Source organism: Isoptericola halotolerans, from assembly GCF_045689585.1.
Classification (GTDB): Bacteria; Actinomycetota; Actinomycetes; order Actinomycetales; family Cellulomonadaceae; genus Isoptericola; species Isoptericola halotolerans_B.
On sequence record NZ_CP140108.1, the window covers coordinates 3,081,444 to 3,103,861 of the forward strand.

Annotated in this window: 23 protein-coding genes; 21 read left to right on the forward strand and 2 right to left on the reverse strand. The window is 74.3% G+C overall.

All coding sequences use genetic code 11. The features are described from left to right. Positions 1-2 precede the first annotated feature (2 nt). Both UQW22_RS14410 and UQW22_RS14415 read left to right on the forward strand, forming a co-directional pair. Positions 3-443 carry a TIGR03668 family PPOX class F420-dependent oxidoreductase gene (locus UQW22_RS14410; protein ID WP_407317769.1) on the forward strand — a complete coding sequence of 147 codons (441 nt, stop codon included), beginning with the start codon at positions 3-5 and terminating at the stop codon, positions 441-443. Between the two features lie 298 nt (positions 444-741). After that, on the forward strand, positions 742-1,143 hold the full coding sequence (locus UQW22_RS14415) for a hypothetical protein (protein ID WP_407317770.1): 402 nt from the start codon (positions 742-744) through the stop codon (positions 1,141-1,143). On the opposite strand, the gene UQW22_RS14420 is transcribed toward UQW22_RS14415, so the two are convergent. Next, positions 1,115-2,506 carry an FAD-binding oxidoreductase gene (locus UQW22_RS14420; protein WP_407317771.1) on the reverse strand — a complete coding sequence of 464 codons (1,392 nt, stop codon included), beginning with the start codon at positions 2,504-2,506 and terminating at the stop codon, positions 1,115-1,117. The genes UQW22_RS14415 and UQW22_RS14420 overlap by 29 nt on opposite strands. Positions 2,507-2,637: 131 nt before the next feature. Between UQW22_RS14420 and UQW22_RS14425 the strand changes: the two genes are divergently transcribed. From UQW22_RS14425 to UQW22_RS14515, 19 genes are all read left to right on the forward strand, one after another. Further along, a complete protein-coding gene (locus tag UQW22_RS14425; protein ID WP_407317772.1) occupies positions 2,638-3,099 on the forward strand; it encodes a type II 3-dehydroquinate dehydratase in 462 nt (153 codons plus the stop codon). 60 nt (positions 3,100-3,159) lie between these two features. After that, positions 3,160-3,915, forward strand: coding sequence for a hypothetical protein (locus UQW22_RS14430; protein WP_407317773.1), 756 nt, complete (start codon positions 3,160-3,162; stop codon positions 3,913-3,915). Between the two features lie 4 nt (positions 3,916-3,919). After that, the gene (locus tag UQW22_RS14435) at positions 3,920-4,291 is read left to right on the forward strand and encodes a hypothetical protein (protein ID WP_407317774.1); all 372 of its coding nucleotides are present in this window, start codon (positions 3,920-3,922) and stop codon (positions 4,289-4,291) included. A gap of 88 nt (positions 4,292-4,379) precedes the next feature. Next, positions 4,380-4,943, forward strand: coding sequence for an elongation factor P (gene efp, locus UQW22_RS14440; RefSeq protein ID WP_407317775.1), 564 nt, complete (start codon positions 4,380-4,382; stop codon positions 4,941-4,943). 1 nt (position 4,944) lies between these two features. Continuing rightward, positions 4,945-5,361 carry a transcription antitermination factor NusB gene (gene nusB, locus UQW22_RS14445; protein ID WP_407317776.1) on the forward strand — a complete coding sequence of 139 codons (417 nt, stop codon included), beginning with the start codon at positions 4,945-4,947 and terminating at the stop codon, positions 5,359-5,361. Positions 5,362-5,533: 172 nt separating this feature from the next. Then, positions 5,534-6,145, forward strand: coding sequence for a bifunctional pyr operon transcriptional regulator/uracil phosphoribosyltransferase PyrR (gene pyrR / locus UQW22_RS14450; RefSeq protein ID WP_407317777.1), 612 nt, complete (start codon positions 5,534-5,536; stop codon positions 6,143-6,145). Continuing rightward, the gene (locus tag UQW22_RS14455; RefSeq protein WP_407317778.1) at positions 6,142-7,143 is read left to right on the forward strand and encodes an aspartate carbamoyltransferase catalytic subunit; all 1,002 of its coding nucleotides are present in this window, start codon (positions 6,142-6,144) and stop codon (positions 7,141-7,143) included. The genes pyrR and UQW22_RS14455 overlap by 4 nt, the downstream gene beginning before the upstream one ends. Next, on the forward strand, positions 7,140-8,480 hold the full coding sequence (locus tag UQW22_RS14460) for a dihydroorotase (protein ID WP_407317779.1): 1,341 nt from the start codon (positions 7,140-7,142) through the stop codon (positions 8,478-8,480). Before UQW22_RS14455 ends, UQW22_RS14460 begins: the two co-directional genes overlap by 4 nt. Then, complete coding sequence (locus UQW22_RS14465; RefSeq protein WP_407317780.1) at positions 8,477-9,031, forward strand: hypothetical protein; 555 nt, start codon at positions 8,477-8,479, stop codon at positions 9,029-9,031. Before UQW22_RS14460 ends, UQW22_RS14465 begins: the two co-directional genes overlap by 4 nt. Further along, positions 9,028-10,308 carry a glutamine-hydrolyzing carbamoyl-phosphate synthase small subunit gene (gene carA, locus UQW22_RS14470; RefSeq protein WP_407317781.1) on the forward strand — a complete coding sequence of 427 codons (1,281 nt, stop codon included), beginning with the start codon at positions 9,028-9,030 and terminating at the stop codon, positions 10,306-10,308. The genes UQW22_RS14465 and carA overlap by 4 nt, the downstream gene beginning before the upstream one ends. Next, the gene (gene carB / locus UQW22_RS14475; protein ID WP_407317782.1) at positions 10,308-13,688 is read left to right on the forward strand and encodes a carbamoyl-phosphate synthase large subunit; all 3,381 of its coding nucleotides are present in this window, start codon (positions 10,308-10,310) and stop codon (positions 13,686-13,688) included. The genes carA and carB overlap by 1 nt, the downstream gene beginning before the upstream one ends. After that, a complete protein-coding gene (gene pyrF, locus UQW22_RS14480) occupies positions 13,685-14,557 on the forward strand; it encodes an orotidine-5'-phosphate decarboxylase (RefSeq protein ID WP_407317783.1) in 873 nt (290 codons plus the stop codon). The genes carB and pyrF overlap by 4 nt, the downstream gene beginning before the upstream one ends. Before the next feature lie 264 nt (positions 14,558-14,821). Next, positions 14,822-15,133 carry an integration host factor, actinobacterial type gene (gene mihF, locus UQW22_RS14485; protein WP_407317784.1) on the forward strand — a complete coding sequence of 104 codons (312 nt, stop codon included), beginning with the start codon at positions 14,822-14,824 and terminating at the stop codon, positions 15,131-15,133. A gap of 22 nt (positions 15,134-15,155) precedes the next feature. Further along, entirely contained in the window at positions 15,156-15,800 is a 645-nt protein-coding gene (gene gmk, locus UQW22_RS14490) for a guanylate kinase (RefSeq protein WP_407317785.1), read from the forward strand. A 97-nt stretch (positions 15,801-15,897) separates the two neighbouring features. Beyond that, the gene (rpoZ, locus tag UQW22_RS14495) at positions 15,898-16,245 is read left to right on the forward strand and encodes a DNA-directed RNA polymerase subunit omega (protein WP_407317786.1); all 348 of its coding nucleotides are present in this window, start codon (positions 15,898-15,900) and stop codon (positions 16,243-16,245) included. Between the two features lie 19 nt (positions 16,246-16,264). Then, on the forward strand, positions 16,265-17,506 hold the full coding sequence (coaBC, locus tag UQW22_RS14500) for a bifunctional phosphopantothenoylcysteine decarboxylase/phosphopantothenate--cysteine ligase CoaBC (protein WP_407317787.1): 1,242 nt from the start codon (positions 16,265-16,267) through the stop codon (positions 17,504-17,506). A gap of 75 nt (positions 17,507-17,581) precedes the next feature. After that, positions 17,582-18,799 (forward strand): methionine adenosyltransferase, encoded by a 1,218-nt coding sequence (gene metK, locus UQW22_RS14505; protein ID WP_407317788.1) that lies wholly within the window; start codon positions 17,582-17,584, stop codon positions 18,797-18,799. A gap of 43 nt (positions 18,800-18,842) precedes the next feature. Beyond that, positions 18,843-21,005 carry a primosomal protein N' gene (locus UQW22_RS14510; protein WP_407317789.1) on the forward strand — a complete coding sequence of 721 codons (2,163 nt, stop codon included), beginning with the start codon at positions 18,843-18,845 and terminating at the stop codon, positions 21,003-21,005. Further along, entirely contained in the window at positions 21,005-21,667 is a 663-nt protein-coding gene (locus UQW22_RS14515; protein WP_407317790.1) for an HAD family hydrolase, read from the forward strand. Before UQW22_RS14510 ends, UQW22_RS14515 begins: the two co-directional genes overlap by 1 nt. 18 nt (positions 21,668-21,685) lie before the next feature. On the opposite strand, the gene UQW22_RS14520 is transcribed toward UQW22_RS14515, so the two are convergent. Next, a complete protein-coding gene (locus UQW22_RS14520; protein ID WP_407317791.1) occupies positions 21,686-22,387 on the reverse strand; it encodes a hypothetical protein in 702 nt (233 codons plus the stop codon). Between the last annotated feature and the right edge of the window lie 31 nt (positions 22,388-22,418).

Here is a 22,418-nt window from a genome sequence, read left to right on the forward strand (position 1 = left end):
CGGTGCCCGCGCTCGACAGGACGGAGTGCCGCCGTCGCGTCGCGGCAGCGCGCCACGCCCACCTCGCGACGGCCGATGCCGACGGCGTCCCGCACGTGGTCCCCGTGACCTTCGCCGCCCTGGACGCCGACGACGGCACCCACCTCGTCTCCGCCGTCGACCACAAGCCCAAGACGACCACCGACCTGCGCCGTCTGCGCAACCTCGTGGACAACCCCCGCGCCTCGCTGCTGGTGGACGCCTACGACGAGGACTGGTCGAGGTTGTGGTGGGTGCGGGCCGACGGGCCGGCGACGATCGAGACGGACGGTACCGCCCGCGAGACGGCCCTCGATGCGCTCGCGGCCCGCTACGCGCCGTACCGCCGGCGCCGACCCGCCGGCCCGCTCGTGCGGGTGCGGGTCGCCCGGTGGACCGGCTGGACGGCCGTCCAGCCGGACTGAGCGGCGCGTGCCAGGGCCGTGGCGTGCCCCACCACGGCCTGCCGCCGCGCGGCGACGTCGGCGCCCGGGGTGGCGAGCGCGCCGATGCCGGACAGCGTCCAGGCCCCGGTGGTCAGGACGAGGACGGACAGCAGGAGCTGGCGCGCGGCGGGGAGGTCGCTGGTGGGAACGGCGGTGCTCAGGCGCCCGGCGACGGCGGGGTGCCGGTGGACCTGCGCGCCACCGACGGGCTCGACCGGCTGCGCCGAGCAGCAGAGGGGCCGCAACCTGGTCGTTGCCCGCCGGGCCGGATCGGCGGGTGCGCACGTATCTGCGCGCCGACTTCGGCGACCAGGTGCTCGTCGCGGACCGAGCCGTGCGGACCCGGCTGACGTTCTCCAGCAGCACCGCGACCGCGGTGGCCGCACTGGTCGGCCGGGCCGGTCGTGGCCGCTGGTTGATCAGCTCCGCGCCACCCCTCGGCACGGCAGACTGGAGTCTCCAGGTCACCGCACGCCGGACCGGTGAGCAGCTGGTCGCCACCGGGACCGGTCAGTCCGCCGCGGCGGGTCCGCTCACCGCCCTGGCGGCGCGACGGGTCGTGGAGGCCCGGCCCGGTCGCGTCGTGACGATGGCCGACCTGGTCTCCGCCGACGCCGCGACGGACGCCCTCGACCTGCCGTCCGCCGGTCTCAGGTGCCCGGGGCCGGAGGGACGTTGAGGTTACCGCGGAAGAGGTTGTGCGGGTCGTAGGCCGCCTTGAGCTCGGCCAGCCGGCGGCCGGTCTCGCCCGGGTAGGCGTCGGTGAGCCGTGCGGGGTCCCCGTCGGGCACGAAGTTGACGTACGCGCCCGCTCGGCCGGCACGCAGCCGGTCGGCGAGGTCGGACACCCAGCCGGCGTGCCGGGCGACCTCGGCGGACGACTGTTCCGCCACGGCGACGACCCCGGTGATCGCGGCGTCGCGGTGGGCGAAGGCCGTGGCGTCCGGGTGGACGTCTGCGACGGCGCCGCCGAGCACGCGCAGCTGCACCGCGCGCATCATGGCCGTGCTCGTCTCCAGGGCGGTGAGGAGGTCGGTGGCGGCGGCCTCGTCGAGGTCGTCGGCGAAGAACGACCGGTTGCGCATCGCCATCGGCGGACCCTCCGGCCCGACCAGGAGACCCGGGTACGGGCCCGGGGCCACCATGTCGGCGATCACGCCGCCCTCCTGCTCGCCGAGGGCGCGCAGCGGAGCGACGGCTGCGTCCGCATCGCCGACGTCACCGGACCAGCAGAGGTTGACCATGGTGACGAGGCGGCCGTGGACCTCGGCGGGCAGGAACGGCATCGGTGGTGCGACCATGACCATGACGATGGCCGCGAGCTCGCGCGGCGCTGCCCGCAGCAGCGAGACCGCTCCCGCCACGGAGGCCGGCGTCCCGGGCAGGATCAGCGGCCCGCCGACGACGGTGCCGAGCTCGTGGACGTCGAACGTCAGCTCGGTGACGACGCCGAGGTTCCCGCCGCCGCCCCGGATCCCCCAGAACAGGTCCGGGTCCGAGTCGGGGGAGGCGACGCGGACCTCGCCGTCGGCCGTGACGACCTGGGCGGCCCGCAGGGAGTCGACGGTCATGCCGAGCCGCCGGGACAGGAAGCCGACGCCGCCGCCCAGCGTGATGCCGGCGACCCCGACCGTCCCGGTGTCGCCGAACGGTGTGACGAGCCCGTGCTCCGCCGTCGCGGCCGTGTAGGCGCCGGCGGTGATGCCGCCGCCGGCGGTCGCGGTCCGGGTGGCGCGGTCGACCTCGATCGCGTGCAGGTCACGCATGTCGAGCACCAGAGCGCCGTCCTGCCGGCCTCGACCGAGCGCGGAGTGCCCGCCCGAGCGGACCGCGAGCTCGAGGCCGTGGTCGGCCGCGAAACGTACGGCACGGACGACGCCGGCGGTGTCGGTGGGGCGGACGACGGCGCCCGGGAGGGCGTCGACCCCGCCGAGCCGGAGCTGGTGGGCGGCGGAGAAGCCGTCGGTCTCCGGCGTCAGGACGGTGGCGGTGCCGTCGAGGGCGGCGCGGAGGGTCGTGAGGGGTGGTGGGCTGGTCGTCATCGGGGCTCCTGGGGTGCGACGGGGAGGGTGCGGATCGGGTGGACGGCACCAGACTGATACCTCGAGCCGACTCGAGGTCAAGGAGCGGTCGGCGTGTTCTGGGCGGCGTCCTCCTGAGTACGCTCGGGTCCATGACAGTCGACGACGGCGCGCCCGTGATGATCCTCAACGGTCCCAACCTCGGCCGCCTCGGCGTGCGCGAGCCGGAGATCTACGGGCACGCGTCCATGGCCGACCTCGAGCGGGAGGCCGCGCGCTGGGGGAGCGACCTGGGGCTCCGTGCCCAGGTGCGCCAGACCGACGACGAGTCCACCCTCGTCGGATGGCTGCACGAGGCGGTCGACAGCCGGTCGCACGTGGTGCTCAACCCTGCAGCCTTCACCCACTACAGCTATGCCCTGCGGGACGCCGCGGCGCAGGTGACGACGTCGGACCTCCTGCTGGTGGAGGTGCACCTGTCGAATCCTGCGTCGCGGGAGTCGTTCCGGCACCTGTCCGTCGTGGCGGGCATCGCGAGCGGGACGGTGGCGGGGTTCGGTTTCGACTCGTACCGCCTCGCCCTGGAAGCTATCGCGAACAAGCTGGCAGGCTAGATCGCTCTCGCTCAAGTCCAGGATATTGATGTCATATAGTCAAGGATGTAGCCTAGATTCATGATCGTCCTGACCATCGACCAGAAGGCGAGCACCACGCGGGGGGACCTGGTGCCCGCGCTGCTCGAGCGTCTGCGGGCGACGATCCCTGCCGACGAAGCCGCGCGCGGCTTCGTGCTGCCTTTCGAGCGGACCGTGGGCGACGAGGTCCAGGCGGTGCTGGCGGCCGACGACGACGGGGCGCGCCTCGCGGTCGTCGTGGTCGGCGACGTGCTGCGCGACGGCGGCTGGTCGGTCGGCGTCGGGGTCGGAGGGGTGGACCAGCCGCTGCCCGAGAGCTCTCGCGCCGCCGCCGGGCCGGCGTTCGTCCGGGCGCGCTCGGCCGTCGAGGACGCGAAGGGCAGGGGCAGCTCGGTGCCGATCTCCGTCGTCGGGCCGCCGCAGGAGCCTGCCGGCACCATCGCCGGCGACGCCCAGGCACTGCTGCGGCTCCTGGGCGCCGTCGCGGCGCGTCGGTCCGGGGCCGGGTGGGAGGCGGTCGATATGCTCGCCGAGCACGACGGCGACGATGCCCCGCAGCGAGCCGTGGCGGCCCGGCTGGGCGTGAGCGAACAGGCGGTGAGCCAGCGGCTGCGCACGGCGCTCTGGGCGGAGGAGGCGGCCGCGCGGCCGCTGGCTGCGCGTCTGCTGCGTGCCGCCGACGCTGCCGCGACGACCGTGGACCACCGCGACGACGGGCCGCGTGACGGAACCGGCGACGATCCGGACGGTCCGGATGGCGATCCGGACGACGATCCGGACGAGACGGAGGGGTGAGACGGTGGGGCAGGTCCTGGCGGTGACAGGCGTCTCGGTGGTGACGCTCGTGCTGAGCGTCGGGCTCGGGGCGTGGCTCGTGCCGCTCGTGCTCCGGCACGCCGAGTCGGGCCCCTCCGCGCAGGCCGAGGCGCTGGCCGTGCTCGGCAACGGCACGTGGATCGGGCTGCTGGAGCGCCTGGCCATGACGGGCACGATCCTCGCGGGCTACCCGGAGGGCGTCGCGGTCGTCGTGGCGGTCAAGGCGCTGGGCCGGCTGCCCGAGCTGCGCGAGCACCCGGTCGCCGGTGAACGGTTCGTCGTCGGGACCCTCGCCTCGCTGGTGTGGGCCGCGGCCGTCGGTCTGGCGGGCCACGCCGTCGTCCACGCGCTGTAGTATGTTCCGGGCCCTCTGTGGGCACCGCACGCCTTTCCCGACAGGCCCCGTGCCTGACCCCGAGACCCTGCCGAGGACGAACAAGAACGTGGCTACCTCCAACGACATCAAGAACGGCACCGTGCTGCGCATCGACGGGCAGCTGTGGTCGATCCTCGAGTTCCAGCACGTCAAGCCGGGCAAGGGCGGCGCGTTCGTCCGGACCAAGATGAAGAACGTGCTCTCGGGCAAGGTCGTCGACAAGACGTTCAACGCGGGCACCAAGGTCGAGACGGCGAACGTCGACCGTCGCGACTTCCAGTACCTGTACATGGACGGCACCGACTTCGTGTTCATGGACACCGACACCTACGACCAGATCATGGTGCCGGCCGCCACGGTGGGTGATGCCAAGGACTACATGCTCGAGGGCATGAGCATCATGATCGCGTCCAACGACGGTCAGCCGCTGTACGTCGAGCTGCCGTCGTCCGTCGTGCTCGAGATCACCTACACCGAGCCCGGCCTGCAGGGCGACCGCTCCACCGGTGGCACCAAGCCCGCGACGCTGGAGACCGGCGCCGAGATCCAGGTCCCGCTGTTCCTCGAGCAGGGCACGAAGGTCAAGGTCGACACCCGTGACGGGTCGTACCTCGGCCGTGTGACCGACTGACATGGCTTCTCGGACCAAGGCGCGCAAGCGCGCCGCCGACATCCTCTTCGAGGCGGAGGCGCGCACCGTCGACCCGCTGGTGCTGCTGCAGGACCGCGTGATCGAACCGCACGCCGAGGCGTCGGTGCCCCAGTACACCGTCGAGCTCGTCGAAGGCGTCGTGGCGCACCGCGAGCGCATCGACGAGCTGTTGGAGACGTACTCGCGCGGCTGGACGGTCAGCAGGATGCCCGCCGTCGACCGCGCGCTGCTGCGGGTGGGCACGTTCGAGCTGCTCTTCAACGACGACGTCCCCGACGTGGTCGCCGTCGACGAGGCAGTGGACCTCGCCCGCGAGCTGTCCACGGACGACTCCCCGGCCTTCGTCAACGGTCTGCTGGGCAGGCTCCTCGAGATCAAGCCGACCCTGCTGGCCTGAGCGGCCGGTTCGAGCGGCCGTCCCGGACGGCGGGACCGCACGCCGCAGGCGAGTGTGACGCAGCCGACGACCACATGGTGGTCGTCGGCTGCGTCGTCCCCGGGGCCCCGCGTTAGGCTGACGCCGACAGACCCCCTTTAAACCCGTCCTGTGAGGCGGAGAAGGAGTCCCGTTGAGCCCTGGTCCTGCCCTGCCCTCCGACGCAGACCCGGACGGCACCACCGTCCTGGCCGCGAGCGACGTCGCTCGCGCACTCACCCGCATCGCCCACGAGATCGTCGAGCGTGCCCGCGGGGTCGACGACCTCGTGCTGCTCGGCATCCCGACCCGTGGGGTCACCCTCGCCCGGCGCCTGGCCGAGCGGCTCGCCCAGATCGACCCGGCGTTCGACGCCGAGGCGTGCGTGGGCGAGCTGGACGTCACCATGTACCGCGACGACCTGCGCCGTCAGCCCACCCGCGCGGTCGGCGTCACCCGGTTGCCGGCCGCCGGCATCGAGAACCGGACGGTCGTGCTCGTCGACGACGTGCTGTTCTCGGGCCGCACGATCCGCGCCGCGCTCGACGCGCTCGGCGACCTCGGCCGCCCGCGTGCGGTCCGGCTGGCCTGTCTCGTCGACCGTGGGCACCGCGAGGTCCCGATCCGGCCGGACTTCGTCGGCAAGAACCTCCCGACCGCGCAGAGCGAGCGGGTCAGCGTGCGGCTGGAGGAGATCGACGGCGTCGCCGACGCCGTCGTCATCGCCGGGCGGGACGCCGCGGGCGAGCGGGGGAGCACCCGATGAGGCACCTGCTGTCCACGGCCGACCTCACCCGCGACGAGGCGGTCGGCCTGCTCGACACCGCGGCGCAGATGGCCGCCACCCAGTCGCGCGAGATCAAGAAGCTGCCCACGCTGCGGGGCCGCACGGTGGTCAACCTGTTCTTCGAGGACTCCACCCGCACCCGGATCTCCTTCGAGACGGCGGCCAAGCGGCTCAGCGCGGACGTCATCAACTTCTCGGCCAAGGGTTCGAGCGTCTCCAAGGGCGAGTCGCTCAAGGACACGGCCCTGACGCTGCACGCCATGGGCGCGGACGCCGTCGTCGTGCGGCACTGGGCCTCCGGAGCGCCGTACCAGCTCGCGCACGCCGGGTGGCTGGACGCCGCCGTCCTCAACGCCGGTGACGGGATGCACATGCACCCCACCCAGGCGCTCCTCGACGCGTACACGATGCGCCGGCACCTCGCCGGGCGGGCGCAGGGTCTGCGCACACCGCACGACGACGGCGTCGGCGCGGACCTGGCGGGGCTGCGGGTCGCGATCGTCGGCGACGTGCTGCACTCGCGGGTCGCGCGCGCGAACGTCGCGCTGCTGCACACCCTGGGCGCGGAGGTGACCCTCGTCGCCCCGCCGACCCTCGTGCCCGTCGGCGTGGAGGCGTGGCCCTGCCGCACCTCCTACGACCTCGACGCGACGCTGGCGGACTGGCAGCCCGACGCCGTGATGATGCTGCGTGTCCAGCGTGAGCGCATGTCCGGCGGTGCGGGCGCGTTCTTCCCGAGCCCGCTGGAGTACGCGCGCTACTACGGCCTCGACGCCCGACGGCTCGCCACGCTGCCCGCGCACACGATCGTCATGCACCCCGGCCCGATGAACCGCGGCCTGGAGATCTCGGCCGAGGCGGCCGACTCCGACCGGGCGGTGATCGTCGAGCAGGTCGCCAACGGCATCGCCGTGCGCATGGCGGCCCTCTACCTGCTGATGGCCGGGGACCGCTCGGCGGAAGGGAACGACCTGTGAGCACAGACCTGACCCGTGCCTCCACCACCTACGTCCTGCGAGGGGTGCGTCCCCTCGGCGGCGAGGCCGTCGACGTGGTGCTCGACGGCGGGACCGTCGCGCAGATCACCGACGCGGGCGCGGCCGCGGTCGACGGCGCCACGGTCGTCGAGGCCGCCGGCCACGTCCTGCTGCCGGGGCTGGTCGACCTGCACACCCACCTGCGCGAACCTGGCCGCGAGGACGCCGAGACGGTGGCGTCCGGCACCCGGGCCGCCGCCGTCGGAGGGTTCACCGCGGTGCACGCGATGGCGAACACCTCGCCGGTCGCAGACACCGCCGGCGTCGTCGAGCAGGTGCACCGCCTCGGCGAGCAGGCGGGGTGGGCCGACGTCTTCCCCGTGGGCGCCGTGACGGTGGGGCTCGACGGTGAACGGCTGGCCGAGCTGGGCGCCATGGCCGACTCCGCCGCGCGCGTGCGCGTCTTCTCCGACGACGGCAAGTGCGTGCACGACCCGATCCTCATGCGTCGTGCGCTCGAGTACGTCAAGGCGTTCGACGGCGTGGTGGCGCAGCACGCCCAGGAGCCGCGCCTGACCGAGGGCGCCCAGATGAACGAGGGCGTGGTCTCGGCCCAGGTCGGCCTCGCCGGCTGGCCCGCGGTCGCCGAGGAGGCCATCGTCGCCCGCGACGTGCTCCTGGCCGAGCACGTCGGCTCGCGCCTGCACGTGTGCCACCTGTCCACCGCCGGGTCCGTGGAGATCGTCCGGTGGGCCAAGTCGCGCGGCATCGACGTGACCGCCGAGGTCACCCCGCACCACCTGGTCCTCACCGACGAGCTCGCGCGCACCTACGACCCGACGTACAAGGTCAACCCGCCGCTGCGCACCGCCCGCGACGTCGAGGCCGTGCGTGAGGGCCTGGCGGACGGGACGATCGACATCGTCGCGACCGACCACGCCCCGCACAGCCGCGAGGACAAGGACTGCGAGTGGGGCGCGGCGGCCTTCGGCATGACCGGCCTGGAGACGGCCCTGAGCGTGGTGCAGCAGACCATGGTGGACACGGGCCGGCTCAGCTGGTCCGACGTCGCCCGGGTGCTGTCCACGGCCCCCGCCCGCATCGGCCGGGTCGAGTCGGCCCACGGTCGGCCCGTGGCGGTCGGCGAGCCGGCGAACCTCACGCTCGTCGACCCGGCCGCGACACGGACCGTCGACGGTGCGACCCAGGCCACCGCGAGCGGCAACACCCCGTTCCGGGGCCGTGAGCTCCCCGGCCGGGTCGTGGCCACGTTCCTGCGTGGTCGCGCCACCGTGCTCGACGGCGTGCCGGTCGCCACTGCGGGCAGCACCCGATGAACCTGCCGATGCCCGTCGCCGTCGGCATCTGGCTGGTGATCGGCGCGCTGCTGCTCACGCTCGTGCTGACCGGTCGGCGCCGCCTGGCCGCCCGCACCCGACCCCTCGTCCCGCGCCCCCCGGCGCTCCCGGCCGACGAGGTCGCACTCGGCGCGGTCCGCCTCGGGCCGCTCGAGGCGACGTACGTGTCGAGCACCCTGTCCGGCGACTGGCTCGCCCGGGTGGGCGCCCATGGCCTCGGTGACCGCAGCGCCGCGCACGTCACGGTCCTCGACGGCGGCGTCGTCGTCGACCGCGACGGGGCCCCGCCCGTCCTCGTGCCGGTGGCCGCGCTGCGTGCGGTGGGCACCGCGCCCGGCATGGCCGGCAAGTACGTGGGCCGCGACGGCCTGGTCGTGCTCACCTGGCAGGTGCCGTCCGACGGCGAGACCGGCGCCGCGCTGCTCGACACCGGCCTGCGCACCCGCTTCACGGCCGACAACGCGCGGCTCGTCGAGGCCGTGCGCTCCCTCATCCTCCCGTCCACCCCGAGCCCGAAGGACACGATGTGACCTCCAGCACCAGCACCGACCCGGCGGTCCTCGTCCTCGAGGACGGCACCGTCGCCCGCGGCGTCGCGTACGGCGCCCGCGGCACGACCCACGGCGAGATCGTCTTCTCCACCGGGATGACCGGGTACCAGGAGACGCTGACCGACCCGTCCTACCACCGCCAGATCGTCGTGATGACCGCCCCGCACGTGGGCAACACCGGCGTCAACGACGACGACCCCGAGTCCCACAAGATCTGGGTCGCCGGGTACGTCCTGCGCGACCCGGCCCGCCGGGCCTCGAGCTGGCGGTCCCGGCGGGGGCTCGCCGAGGAGCTCGCCGAGCAGGGCGTCGTGGGCATCGCCGAGGTCGACACCCGCTCGTTGACCCGGCACCTGCGCGAGCTCGGCGTCATGCGGGCCGGCATCTTCTCCGGGGACGGTCTCGTGCGCGACGGCGTCGAGCGGGACGTCGCCGACCTCGTCGAGGAGGTGCGCGGTGCGCCGCTGATGGCCGGCGCCGACCTCGCCCGCGAGGTCACCACGGCCGAGGCCTACACCGTCGAGCCGCGCGGGCTGCCCGCGGGCGCCGACCCGGTCGCGACCGTCGTGGCGGTCGACCTCGGGATCAAGTCCATGACGCCGGTCCGGCTGGCCGAGCGCGGGGTGCGCGTCCACGTGGTGCCGCAGTCGACCAGCCTCGCCGAGGTCGAGGCACTGCTGCCGGCGGACGGCCCGTGCGGGGTGTTCTACTCCAACGGGCCCGGTGACCCGTCGGCCGCGACCGCCGAGATCGACCTGCTGCGCCAGGTGCTGGACCGCCGGATCCCGTTCTTCGGCATCTGCTTCGGCAACCAGCTGCTCGGTCGGGCGCTCGGGTACGGCACCTACAAGCTCGGGTACGGCCACCGTGGCATCAACCAGCCCGTGATGGACCGCACCACCGGCAAGGTGGAGGTCACCGCCCAGAACCACGGCTTCGCCGTCGACGCGCCCGTGGACGCGGTGAGCACCGCACCGTACGACGCCGAGCGCGACGACCACGGCGCCGGCGCCCCCTACGGCCGGGTGATCGTCTCGCACGTCGGCCTCAACGACCAGGTGGTCGAGGGCCTGACCGCGCTCGACCTGCCGGCCTTCTCCGTGCAGTACCACCCCGAGGCCGCCGCCGGCCCCCACGACAGCGCGTACCTGTTCGACCGCTTCGTGGACCTCATGACCACCCGTGAGCCCGTGACCGTCCCGCCCGCCGCCCTCGCGGCGCTGGCCGGCGGCCCCACCGGCGAGAAGGAGAACTGATGCCCCGCCGTTCCGACCTCTCCTCCGTCCTGGTCATCGGGTCCGGCCCGATCGTCATCGGCCAGGCCTGCGAGTTCGACTACTCCGGCACGCAGGCCTGCCGCGTGCTCAAGGAGGAGGGCCTGCGTGTGGTCCTGGTGAACTCCAACCCGGCCACGATCATGACCGACCCCGAGTTCGCCGACGCCACGTACGTCGAGCCCATCACCCGCGAGGTGCTCACCTCGATCATCGCCAAGGAGCGCCCCGACGCGCTGCTGCCCACCCTCGGCGGCCAGACGGCGCTGAACGCCGCCATCGAGCTGCACGAGGCCGGCGTCCTCGACGAGTACGGCGTGGAGCTCATCGGCGCCAACATCCCGGCGATCCAGAAGGGCGAGGACCGCCAGCAGTTCAAGGACGTCGTCGAGGTGTGCGGCGGCGAGTCCGCGCGCTCGAAGATCATCCACACGATCGACGAGGCGGTCGCGGCCGCCGACGACCTCGGCTACCCGATGGTCGTGCGCCCGTCCTTCACGATGGGCGGGCTCGGGTCCGGGCTGGCCTACGACGAGTCCGACCTGCGCCGGATCGTCGGTCAGGGGCTGCACTACTCACCGACCACCGAGGTGCTCCTGGAGGAGTCGATCCTCGGCTGGAAGGAGTACGAGCTCGAGCTCATGCGCGACAAGGACGACAACGTGGTGGTCGTCTGCTCGATCGAGAACGTCGACCCGGTGGGCGTGCACACCGGTGACTCGGTGACCGTGGCCCCCGCGATGACGCTGACCGACCGCGAGTACCAGAAGCTGCGCGACATCGGCATCGCCGTCATCCGCGAGGTCGGCGTGGACACCGGGGGGTGCAACATCCAGTTCGCGGTCGAACCGGACACCGGCCGCGTCGTCGTCATCGAGATGAACCCGCGGGTCTCGCGCTCCTCGGCGCTGGCGTCCAAGGCGACGGGCTTCCCGATCGCGAAGATCGCGGCCAAGCTGGCCGTCGGCTACACGCTCGACGAGATCCCCAACGACATCACGCGCGTCACGCCGGCGAGCTTCGAGCCGACGCTGGACTACGTGGTGGTCAAGGTGCCGCGCTTCGCGTTCGAGAAGTTCCCGGCGGCGGACGACACGCTGACCACGACGATGAAGTCCGTGGGCGAGGCGATGGCCCTGGGCCGCAACTTCACCGAGGCTCTCGGCAAGGCGCTGCGCAGCATCGACAAGGGCGGTGTCGACTTCCGCTGGTCGGGGGAGGTCCCGTCGGGCGACCGTCTCGCCGAGCTGCTGGCCGAGATCCGGCGCCCCACCGAAGGCCGGCTCGTCGGGGTGCAGCAGGCGCTGCGAGCGGTCGTCGCCGGTCACGCGACGCTGGAGCAGGTCTTCGACGCCACGAAGATCGACCCGTGGTTCCTCGACCAGATCGTGCTGATGAACGAGGTGGCGGAGCAGGTCGCGCAGGCCGAGGAGCTGACCGCCGACGTGCTGCGGCGCGCCAAGCGTCACGGGCTGTCCGACGCGCAGGTGGCCCAGCTGCGCGACCTGGGCCCGCACGGGACGGCGGAGGTGCGCCGGACGCGGCACGCGCTGGGTGTGCGCCCGGTCTACAAGACCGTGGACACGTGCGCGGCGGAGTTCGCGGCGACCACGCCGTACCACTACTCGTCCTACGACACCGAGTCGGAGGTCGCCCCGCGCGAGCGGGAGGCGGTCATCATCCTGGGCTCGGGGCCGAACCGCATCGGGCAGGGCATCGAGTTCGACTACTCGTGCGTGCACGCGGCGCTGACCCTCAAGGGCACCTACGAGACCGTCATGGTGAACTGCAACCCTGAGACGGTCTCCACCGACTACGACACCTCGGACCGGCTGTACTTCGAGCCGCTGACCCTCGAGGACGTGCTGGAGGTGTACGAGGCCGAGCTCGCCGCCGGCCCGGTGAAGGGAGTCATCGTCCAGCTCGGCGGGCAGACGCCGCTGGGCCTGGCGCAGCACCTCGCCGACGCCGGGCTGCCGATCCTCGGCACGACGCCCGAGGCGATCGACGCGGCCGAGGACCGGGGGCTCTTCGGCCAGGTGCTGGCCGACGCCGGGTTGCCGGCGCCGGCGTTCGGGACCGCGCGGTCCCTGGCCGAGGCCCAGGAGGTGGCCGAGCGGATCGGGTACCCCGTCCTGGTGCGGCCGTCCTACGTGCTCGGTGGCCGCGGCATGGAGATCGTGTACTCCTCCGAGCAGCTCACGGGGTACGTGGAACGGGCGCTCGAGGCGGCCGCCGCGGCGGCCCTGGTCTCGCGGGCGCCGGGCACGCTGCCGGCCCCGCTGCTGATCGACCGGTTCCTCGACGACGCGATGGAGATCGACGTCGACGCGCTGTTCGACGGCACCGAGCTGTTCCTGGGCGGGGTCATGGAGCACATCGAGGAGGCAGGCATCCACTCGGGGGACTCCGCGTGCGTGCTGCCGCCGGTCTCGCTGAGCCAGGCGGAGGTCGAGCGGATCCGCCGCTCCACCGAGGCCCTCGCCCGCGGCGTCGGGGTGCGCGGCCTGCTCAACGTCCAGTACGCGCTCGTCTCCGACGTGCTCTACGTCCTGGAGGCCAACCCTCGTGCCTCGCGCACGGTGCCGTTCGTGTCGAAGGCCACGGGGGTGTCGCTGGCGAAGGCCGCGGCCCGGGTCATGGTGGGCGAGTCGATCGCCGACCTGCGCGCCGACGGGATCCTTCCGGCCGAGGGGGACGGCGGCACGCTGGACCTCGGTGCGCCCTTGGCGGTCAAGGAGGCGGTGCTGCCCTTCAAGCGGTTCCGCACCGCCGAGGGCCACGTCGTGGACACCGTGCTGGGCCCGGAGATGCGCTCGACCGGCGAGGTCATGGGCTTCGACAAGGACTTCCCGCACGCCTTCGCCAAGTCGCAGGCCGCGGCGTTCGGCGGGCTGCCGACGGCGGGCACGGTGTTCGTCTCGGTCGCGGACCGCGACAAGCGCTCCATCGTGTTCCCGGTCAAGCGGCTGGCGGACATCGGCTTCGAGATCCTCGCGACGTCGGGGACCGCCCAGGTGCTGGCCCGCAACGGCATCGCGGCGACCACGGTGCGCAAGTACTCCGACGGTGTCGGTCCGGACGGCGAACCGACGGTCGTGGACCACATCACCGAGGGCCGGGTGGACCTGGTGGTCAACTCGCCCTCCGGCCAGGGTGCTCGCGCCGACGGCTACGAGATCCGGGCGGCCACGACGGCGGCGGACAAGCCGATGGTGACGACGGTCGACCAGCTCGCCGCGGCCGTGCAGGCCATCGAGGCGGTGCGTGGCGGGCCGTTCGACGTGGCGAGCCTCCAGGAGCACGACGCAGCCACCCGGACGCGTCGTGAGTCCCGCACGGCCGAGGCGGTCGGGGCATGAGCGCCGCGTCGTCCGGCACGGTGCCCTTCGGCGCCCGGCTGGCCGCCGCGATGGACGAGCACGGCCCGCTGTGCGTCGGCATCGACCCGCACGCACCGCTGCTGGCGCAGTGGGGGCTGTCCGACGACGCGCGGGGGGTGCGCGAGTTCGGTCTGCGCGTCGTGGACGCCCTGGGCGGGCGGGTGGCGGCCCTCAAGCCCCAGACGGCGTTCTTCGAGCGGCACGGCTCCCGAGGGCTCGCCGCGCTGGAGGAGGTGCTCGAGGCGGCCCGCTCCGCGGGCACCCTGTCGATCGTCGACGCCAAGCGCGGTGACATCGGCTCGACCATGTCGGCCTACGCCGACGCGTTCCTCGCGGACGGCTCACCGCTGGCCGGCGACGCCGTGACGGTGTCGCCGTACCTCGGTTTCGGCGCGCTGGTGCCGGCCCTGGACCTCGCGGCGGCCACCGGGCGCGGCGTGTTCGTGCTGTGCCTGACGTCGAACCCCGAGGGCGCGGCCGTCCAGCACGCCGTCGGGTCCGACGGACGCAGCGTCGCGGCCTCCGTGGCCGCGCAGGCCGCCGAGCACAACGCCGGGGCCTCGCCCCTGGGGTCGGTCGGGCTGGTCGTCGGCGCGACGGTCGGCGACGCGGCCCGCTCCACGGGGACCGCTCTGGAAGCCGTCAACGGCCCGCTGCTGGCGCCGGGCGTCGGTGCTCAGGGGGCGGGCGAGCGTGAGCTGGCCCAGGTCTTCGGGGCCGCGCGCTCGACCGTGCTGGCGTCGTCCTCGCGGGGCGTGCTGGCGGCCGGTCCCGACGCGGCGGGGCTGCTGGCGGCCGCGCGGCGGTCGGCGGCCGAGGCGGCGGCGGCGCTGCGCGGCCCGCGCTGACGGCGCCGGGGTCGAGCGCGCCGCCTCCCGAGCACCATCCCGTGCGGCCCGGCGCGCTGACCGGCGTCGATGTCGGAAGACTCACAGCAGTTCACCCGTCGTCGGTCCGGTTCGCCTCGTTTGCCTGGCTATTTCGCCTGCATTCGGGCGGGCGGCCGGGCGCCGCACGCGCCAGCGATTGCCGCCGCCGCAGGTCGTGGCTACTTTCGAGGGAGCACTATCCCAGCACGACGTCTTGTCGGATCGATTGAGTAGGTGACTTGCGTGGCCCTTCCTCCACTCACCCCGGAACAGCGTGCGGCGGCCCTCGAGAAGGCTGCCGAGGCGCGACGCGTCCGGGCAGAGATCAAGAACCGCCTGAAGTACTCCCAGGGTTCGCTGCGCGAGGTGATCGAGCAGGGCCAGACGGACGACGTCGTGGGCAAGCTGAAGGTCGTCGCGTTGCTGGAGTCGCTGCCGGGAGTCGGTAAGGTGAAGGCACGAGCGATCATGGAAGAGATCGGGATCGCCGAGACCCGCCGTGTCCGTGGCCTCGGGCCGCACCAGGCCCAGGCGCTCATCGAGAGGTTTGGCTGAGATTTCCGCACCACGCGCCGGCGTGCCGGCACCCTCAGGGGCGGCGTCCGACGACGCCTCGCCCGTCCCGGCACGACTGACCGTGCTGGCCGGTCCCACGGCTGTCGGCAAGGGCACCGTCTCGGCCGACATCCGTGCCCGGTATCCGCAGGTCTGGTTGTCGGTGTCGGCGACGACCCGGCCGCCGCGGCCCGGCGAGGTGCACGGCGTGCACTACCTGTTCGTCGGTCCCGACGAGTTCGACCGGATGGTCGGCGCCGGCGAGATGCTGGAGTGGGCGGTCGTGCACGGCCGTCACCGGTACGGCACGCCGCGCGGGCCGGTCGTCGAGCACCTGGCCGCCGGCCGGCCGACGCTGCTCGAGATCGACCTGCAGGGCGCCCGCCAGGTGCGCGACGCGGTGCGGGCCTCGGGGCTGGACACGCAGTTCGTGTTCCTGGCCCCGCCCAGCCACGACGAGCTCGTCCGACGTCTGGTGGGTCGCGGCACCGAGGACGCCGCGGAGCGGGAGCGTCGCCTGACCACGGCCGAGGTGGAGATGGCCGCCGAGCCGGAGTTCGACGTGACGATCGTCAACGACGACGTCGCGCGCGCCACCGACGAGCTGGCGCGCCTGCTGGGCGTCCGTACCCAGGGCGTGGCCCCCGCGGCCTCGCAGCCTGCTTGATCGCGGCGGGTAGACTGGACGCCGCCCTCCCTACCCTGTCCTGAAACTCTCCGGTGGCCGTCGTCACCGGTCCTTTCGTCTGCTTGGAGTGACACTCATGGCTGGAACCGTTCCCGAGCCGATCGGCATCACCGACCCGCCGATCGACGACCTGCTCACGCACAGCGAGTCGAAGTACGGCCTGGTGCTGTATGCCTCCAAGCGTGCGCGGCAGATCAACGCCTACTACGCCCAGCTCAACGAGGGCCTGCTGGAGAACGTCGGTCCGCTGGTCGACACCCGCGTGCAGGAGAAGCCGCTGTCGATCGCCATGCGCGAGATCAACGAGGGCCTGCTCACCGCCGAGCCGGCCGAGCCGGCGCCGGAGCAGCCGGCCACGCCGCCGCTCGCCCAGGGCGTCGAGGTCGTCGAGTCGGAGCACGCCGCCGGCGACGAGATCGTCTGAGCCTGCGGCACGCACGACGATGAGGATCCTGCTGGGAGTCAGCGGCGGTATCGCCGCCTACAAGGCGGTCCTGCTGCTGCGGCTCCTGCGTGAGCAGGGGCACGCGGTGCGGGTGATCCCGACGGCGGCGGCCCTGCGGTTCGTCGGAGCCCCGACGTTCGAGGCCCTGTCCGGTGAGCCGGTCAGCACCGAGGTGTTCGACGACGTGCCGGGGGTCCAGCACGTGGCACTCGGCCAGGGGGCCGACCTGGTGGTCGTGGCCCCGGCGACGGCCGACCTGCTGGCGCGTGCCGCCGCGGGCCGGGCCGACGACCTGCTGACCTCCACGCTGCTCACGGTGCGCTGCCCGGTGGTCATGGCCCCGGCCATGCACACGGAGATGTGGGACCACCCGGCGACCCGCGCGAACGTCGCGACGCTGCGGGACCGGGGCGTCGAGGTGATCGACCCGGCCAGCGGTCGGCTGACGGGTGCCGACACCGGACCCGGGCGCCTTCCGGAGCCGGAGGAGATCGCTCGTGCCGCCCTGGCGGCCGTGGCAGGCCGTCCGGCGGGCGCCCCGGGTGGCCGCCAGGACCTGACGGGCCGACACGTGGTGGTCTCCGCCGGCGGCACCCGCGAGGCCATCGACCCGGTGCGGTTCCTGGGCAACCGGTCCAGCGGTCGTCAGGGCGTGGCCCTCGCCGAGGCGGCGCTGGCGCGCGGCGCCGAGGTGACGCTGGTGGCGGCGAACCTGCCCGACGCGCTGACCGGCCCGTCGACGTCCGCGGGCGCGAGGGTCGTGCCCGTGACGTCCGCCCTCGAGCTGCGCGAGGCGGTCCGTGCCGCGGCGGTGGGTGCCGACGTCGTGGTCATGGCGGCCGCCGTCGCGGACTTCCGGCCCTCGCGGACCCCGGCGGCCAAGATCAAGAAGGTCGCCGGCGCACCGCCGGCCCCGATCGAGCTGGTGGAGAACCCGGACGTGCTGGCCGAGCTGGCGGCCGACCGGCTGCGGCCGGGCCAGGTCGTGGTCGGGTTCGCGGCCGAGACGGGCGACGGGTCGGGCTCGGTGCTGGACCACGGACGGGCCAAGGCGCGGCGCAAGGGGGCCGACCTGCTGGCCGTCAACGCCGTGGGCCAGGACCTGGGGTTCGGCTCGGACGTCAACGACGTGACGGTGCTGGACGGGCGCGGCGAGACGGTGACCACCGTCGCCGGGTCGAAGCGCGAGGTCGCGGACGGCCTGTGGGACGCGATCGGCAAGGCTTTTCCCAGCATGTGAGACGTTCTCAGATGTCGAGACATTCTCGCCCCTCGGATGCCTGGATCCGGGCCTGCTTGGACGTAGGCTGAGCGCATGAGCGATGCGCTGCGCCTGTTCACGTCCGAGTCCGTGACCGAGGGCCACCCGGACAAGGTGTGCGACCAGATCTCCGACGCGATCCTGGACGCCCTGATCGCCCAGGACCCCCGGTCCCGCGTGGCCGTGGAGACGATGGTGACCACGGGGCTGGTGCACGTCGCCGGCGAGGTCACGACCGAGGCGTACGTGGAGATCCCGCAGATCGTGCGCGAGGTGGTGCGCGGCATCGGCTACACGTCGTCGGCGATCGGGTTCGACGGCGACTCGTGCGGAGTGTCCGTCTCCATCGGCCAGCAGTCCCCGGACATCGCCCAGGGCGTCGACACGGCGCTCGAGCGGCGCGGCGGCGACGACGGCCGGGCGTCCGCGGACGACGTGCTCGACGCGCAGGGCGCGGGCGACCAGGGACTGATGTTCGGGTACGCCACCGACGAGACGCCGTCGCTGATGCCGCTGCCGATCTGGCTGGCGCACCGGCTGGCGGAACGGCTGGCCGAGGTGCGCAAGTCCGGCGCGGTGGCGGGGCTGCGCCCGGACGGCAAGACGCAGGTCACGATCGGCTACGACGGCGACCGCCCGGTCAGTCTCGACACGGTGGTGCTCTCGACCCAGCACGACGCCGACATCGAGCAGGACAAGCTCTACCGGGAGGTCGCCGACCACGTGATCGACCCCGTGGTGGACACCGTCGCCGCGTCCGTGGGGCTGGACACCGCCGATGTGCGCCTGATCGTCAACCCGACGGGCAAGTTCGTCGTCGGGGGCCCGCAGGGCGACGCTGGCCTGACGGGCCGCAAGATCATCGTGGACACCTATGGCGGCATGTCCCGCCACGGCGGCGGCGCGTTCTCCGGCAAGGACCCCTCGAAGGTGGACCGCTCGGCGGCCTACGCCATGCGGTGGGTCGCCAAGAACGTCGTGGCCGCCGGGCTGGCGCGGCGCTGCGAGGTCCAGGTGGCGTACGCGATCGGCAAGGCGCACCCCGTGGGCCTGTACATCGAGACGTTCGGCACCGAGACGGTGGCGCCCGAACGGATCAGCGCCGCGATCCGGGAGGTCTTCGACCTGCGCCCGGCCGCGATCGTGCGTGATCTGGACCTGCTGCGCCCGGTCTACGGCACCACGGCCGCCTACGGGCACTTCGGGCGTGAGCTGGACGGGTTCACCTGGGAGCGCACCGACCGGGTCGACGCCCTGCGCGGCGCGGTGTGAGCCGGGTGTGAGCTGAGTCGGTGGCCCGTGGTTGCATGTCCTCGTGACGACCGCTGACGAGCCCGAGCAGCCCGCGCTGCTCGGGCTCGACGACGTCGCGACCCCCCGGGCGCGGCGACGTGCCCGCACCAAGCAGCCCGCCGGGCCGGCCGACGTCGACCCCGTGGCGCGGGTGGTCCTCGACCTCGCCCCGGCGCACCTGGACCGCGAGTTCGACTACCTGGTGCCCGCCCCGCTGGCCGACGACGCCGTGCCCGGCGTGCGGGTGCGAGCCCGGTTCGGCCCCCAGGAGGTCGGGGGGTTCCTCGTGGCCCGGGCCGCGACGTCGGACCACGACGGCCGCCTCGTGGCGCTGCGCCGCGTCGTCTCGCCCGACCCGGTGCTCACGCCCCGGGTGCTGGCGCTGGCCCGGCGCGTGGCCGAGCGGTACGCGGGCACGGTGTCCGACGTGCTGCGCCTGGCCGTGCCGCCCCGGCACGCACGGGTCGAGGCCGAGGTGGCGGCCGTGCTGCCCGCGGCCGACGAGCCCGCTGTCGACGACGCGTCCGGGGCCGACCCGGCGCGGCCGGCGCCTCCCGCTTCTCCGGCGGCACCGACGGGGGACGGCTGGACGGGCGTGTGGGCGCCGTACCGAGGTGGGGAGGCGTTCCACCGCCGGGTGCTGGCCGGACAGGCTCCACGGGCCGTGTGGACGCCGCTGCCGGGCCTGGAGCAGCGGCCCGACGAGCCCGCCCGCACCCCGCACTGGGCCGCGGCGATCGCTCAGGCGGTGCGCGCGGCGCTCGCCGGGGGGCGCCGGGCGCTCGTGGTGGCCCCCGACGGACGCGACGTCGAGCGGATGTGCGATGCGCTGAGCACGGCCGGCGTGGCCGACGTGGTGCGCCTGCAGGCCCACGACGGCCCCGCGCCGCGCTACCGCGCCTTCCTGCACGCCCGGCACGGGCTGGCCGCGGTCGTGGTCGGTACCCGTGCGGCGATGTTCGCGCCCGTGCCCGACCTCGGCCTGGTCGTGCTGTGGGGCGACGGCGAGGAGCCGCTGGCCGAGCCGCACGCCCCGTACCCGCACGCCCGCGACGTGCTGGCGATGCGCAGCGAGCTCGAGAACGCCGCGTTCCTGCTGGGTTCGCCCGGCCGGACGGTGCAGGCGCAGGCCATGCTGGCGGCCGGCTGGGCGCAGGAGATCGCCGCGCCGCGCGACGTGGTGCGCGCCCGCGCCCCCCGGGTGCGCGCCCTGACGTCGGTCGAGCTGGCGCGCGAGGGGGCCGGGGCGGCGGCCCGGCTGCCCAGCGCGGCCTGGCGCGCCGCCCGTGACGCCCTCACCGAGGGTCCGGTGCTCGTCCAGGTGCCGCGCACGGGCTACCTGCCGGTCGTGGCGTGCGCCCGCTGCCGCACGGCGGCCCGCTGCGGCCACTGCCACGGTCCGCTCGGCCTGCGTGGCGCGCGCGCGGCCCCGCAGTGCACGTGGTGCGCCCGCCTGGCCGGGTCGTGGCGGTGCGGCGAGTGCGGCCACGACCGGGTGCGGGCCGTGCGCGTCGGGTCGGAACGCACCGCCGAGGAGCTCGGCCGGGCGTTCCCCGGCGTGCCGGTGCGGGTGTCGGCGTCGTCGGCGCCCGGCGGCGTGCTCGACCGCGTCGAGGCCGGCCCGGCACTGGTCGTCGCCACCCCGGGGGCCGAGCCGGTCGCCGAGGACGGGTACACCGCGGCGCTGCTGCTCGACGCCGCGGTGGCCACCGCCGGCACGGGGCTCGCGACCGCGACCGAGGCCGCCCACCGGTGGCTGGCCGCGGCCGGCCTCGTGCGTCCCGCCCCGCGCGGGCAGGTGCTGCTCGTCGGGGACGCCGCCCCCGCACCCACGAGCGCGCTGGTGCGCTTCGACGCCCCCGGGCTGGCCGAGCGCGAGCTCGACGAACGCCGTGAGCTCGACCTGCCGCCCGCCGTGCGCGTCGCCGCCGTCACCGGCGACCACCAGGCCGTCGACGCGCTCGTCGGTCGCGTCGAGCTGGCCACCCCCGACGCGGTGCTCGGTCCCGTCGACCTGCCCGACGACGGCACCCGGCTCGAGGCGGCCGTGCGGGTCGTCGTGCGCGTCCCCCTGGCCCGGGGCACCGAGCTCGCCCGCCAGCTGCGCGCCTCGCTGGCGGTCCGTGCCGCCCGCCGCGAGGGCGGCACCGTCCGTGTCCGGCTCGACCCTGCGGAGATGCTCTGATGACGAACCACCCCACCCGCCCCGGCGGGCAGCCCGGCGACGCGACGCCGCACGGCGCGATCGAGGCGGTGGTCTACGACCTCGGCAACGTCCTGGTCGGCTGGGACCCCTACGGCGCGTTCGACGGTGTCGAGCGTGCCGAGGTCGACACCTGGATGGACGAGGTGGGTTTCGCCGCGTTCAACCACGCCCAGGACGCCGGGCGCACCTGGGCCGACGCGGTGCGGCACCTGGAGGCCACGCGGCCCCACCTCGCGCCCCTGGCCGCCCGCTACGCCGCCGGGTACGCCGGGACGCTGAGCGGCCCGCTGCCGGGGTCCGCCGCACTGGTGGCCGAGCTCGACGCCGCGGGTCTGCGCCTGTACGGGCTGACGAACTGGGCGGCCGACACCTTCCACCACGCGGCGCCGGCCGCCCCCGCCGTGGGCAGGCTGCGCGACGTCGTCGTCTCCGGGCAGGTGGGCCTGGCCAAGCCGGACCCGGCGATCTTCCGCCTCGCGGCCGACCGGTTCGACGTCGACCCGGCCCGCACCGTGTTCGTCGACGACACGCGCGCCAACGTCGAGGCGGCCCGCGCGGTCGGGTTCCACGGCGTGCACTTCACCGACACCCCGGCGTTGCGCACGGCGCTCGCGGACCTCGGCGTGCCGGTGGCGCGCTGAGGAGCCGGCGCCGCCCGGTCAGGGGACCGTGACGGTACGGGGTGCGCGCTGCGCGGCGGCCCGCAGGGCGGCGAGGCGGCCGGCGTCGTCGGTGACCGGGGCGAGGTCCGAGCCGGCCGCCTCCAGCACCGGCCAGGTCAGGCCGCCGCCGTCGTCCAGGTCGCCGAGCAGCACCCCGCCGAGCCCGACCCACCACTCGCCGGAGTGCTCGGCCGGTCCGCGCGAGGCCAGCACGACGACGTCGTCCAGCGCGGTCAGCGCCTCGCCCGCGGCCTCGGCGTCCGCGTCCCCGGGCAGCACGGCCACGACCTCGACCTGGTCGCCGGCCGCCACCTCGTCGCCGTCGGCCGCCAGCACCTCGGCCACCTGGAGCGAAAGCACCACGGTGCGGGTGTCGGCCGGGTGCGCGAAGTCGAGCTGGCGGCCGGCGTCGGTGGACCAGTCCGTGGCCCGGCCCGGCTGCCAGTCGGTGAGCCGCCCGACCACCGCCAGGTCGGAGAAGGTCGTCGCGGACGCCCCGTCGTCGTAGCGCACCGACGGCAGCGTGGCGGAGATCGCGTCCGGCCGGAACGCGACGTCACCGCCGGTGGCGTGGGCCGCCATCGGCTCGGCGAACGACGCCGTCGCGTCGCCCCCGGACGAGGACAGCACGAGGACCGCCCCCACCAGGCTCGCCGTCGTCCCTGCCGCGCGCATTTGCCGTGCCGTCGCTCTGCCCATGCCCTCTCCCTGTGTCGCCCGGCCCTAGACT

Excerpts from the sequence above, each read along its gene's own strand:
- rpoZ (WP_407317786.1), top strand. The coding sequence starts at position 15,898 with ATGGCTGGAACCGTTCCCGAGCCGATCGGCATCACCGACCCGCCGATC.
- carB (WP_407317782.1), top strand. The coding sequence starts at position 10,308 with ATGCCCCGCCGTTCCGACCTCTCCTCCGTCCTGGTCATCGGGTCCGGC.
- UQW22_RS14465 (WP_407317780.1), top strand. The coding sequence starts at position 8,477 with ATGAACCTGCCGATGCCCGTCGCCGTCGGCATCTGGCTGGTGATCGGC.
- nusB (WP_407317776.1), top strand. The coding sequence starts at position 4,945 with ATGGCTTCTCGGACCAAGGCGCGCAAGCGCGCCGCCGACATCCTCTTC.
- UQW22_RS14420 (WP_407317771.1), bottom strand. The coding sequence starts at position 2,506 with ATGACGACCAGCCCACCACCCCTCACGACCCTCCGCGCCGCCCTCGAC.
- metK (WP_407317788.1), top strand. The coding sequence starts at position 17,582 with ATGAGCGATGCGCTGCGCCTGTTCACGTCCGAGTCCGTGACCGAGGGC.
- UQW22_RS14515 (WP_407317790.1), top strand. The coding sequence starts at position 21,005 with ATGACGAACCACCCCACCCGCCCCGGCGGGCAGCCCGGCGACGCGACG.
- UQW22_RS14455 (WP_407317778.1), top strand. The coding sequence starts at position 6,142 with ATGAGGCACCTGCTGTCCACGGCCGACCTCACCCGCGACGAGGCGGTC.
- UQW22_RS14520 (WP_407317791.1), bottom strand. The coding sequence starts at position 22,387 with ATGGGCAGAGCGACGGCACGGCAAATGCGCGCGGCAGGGACGACGGCG.
- coaBC (WP_407317787.1), top strand. The coding sequence starts at position 16,265 with ATGAGGATCCTGCTGGGAGTCAGCGGCGGTATCGCCGCCTACAAGGCG.
- pyrF (WP_407317783.1), top strand. The coding sequence starts at position 13,685 with ATGAGCGCCGCGTCGTCCGGCACGGTGCCCTTCGGCGCCCGGCTGGCC.
- UQW22_RS14430 (WP_407317773.1), top strand. The coding sequence starts at position 3,160 with ATGATCGTCCTGACCATCGACCAGAAGGCGAGCACCACGCGGGGGGAC.
- UQW22_RS14425 (WP_407317772.1), top strand. The coding sequence starts at position 2,638 with ATGACAGTCGACGACGGCGCGCCCGTGATGATCCTCAACGGTCCCAAC.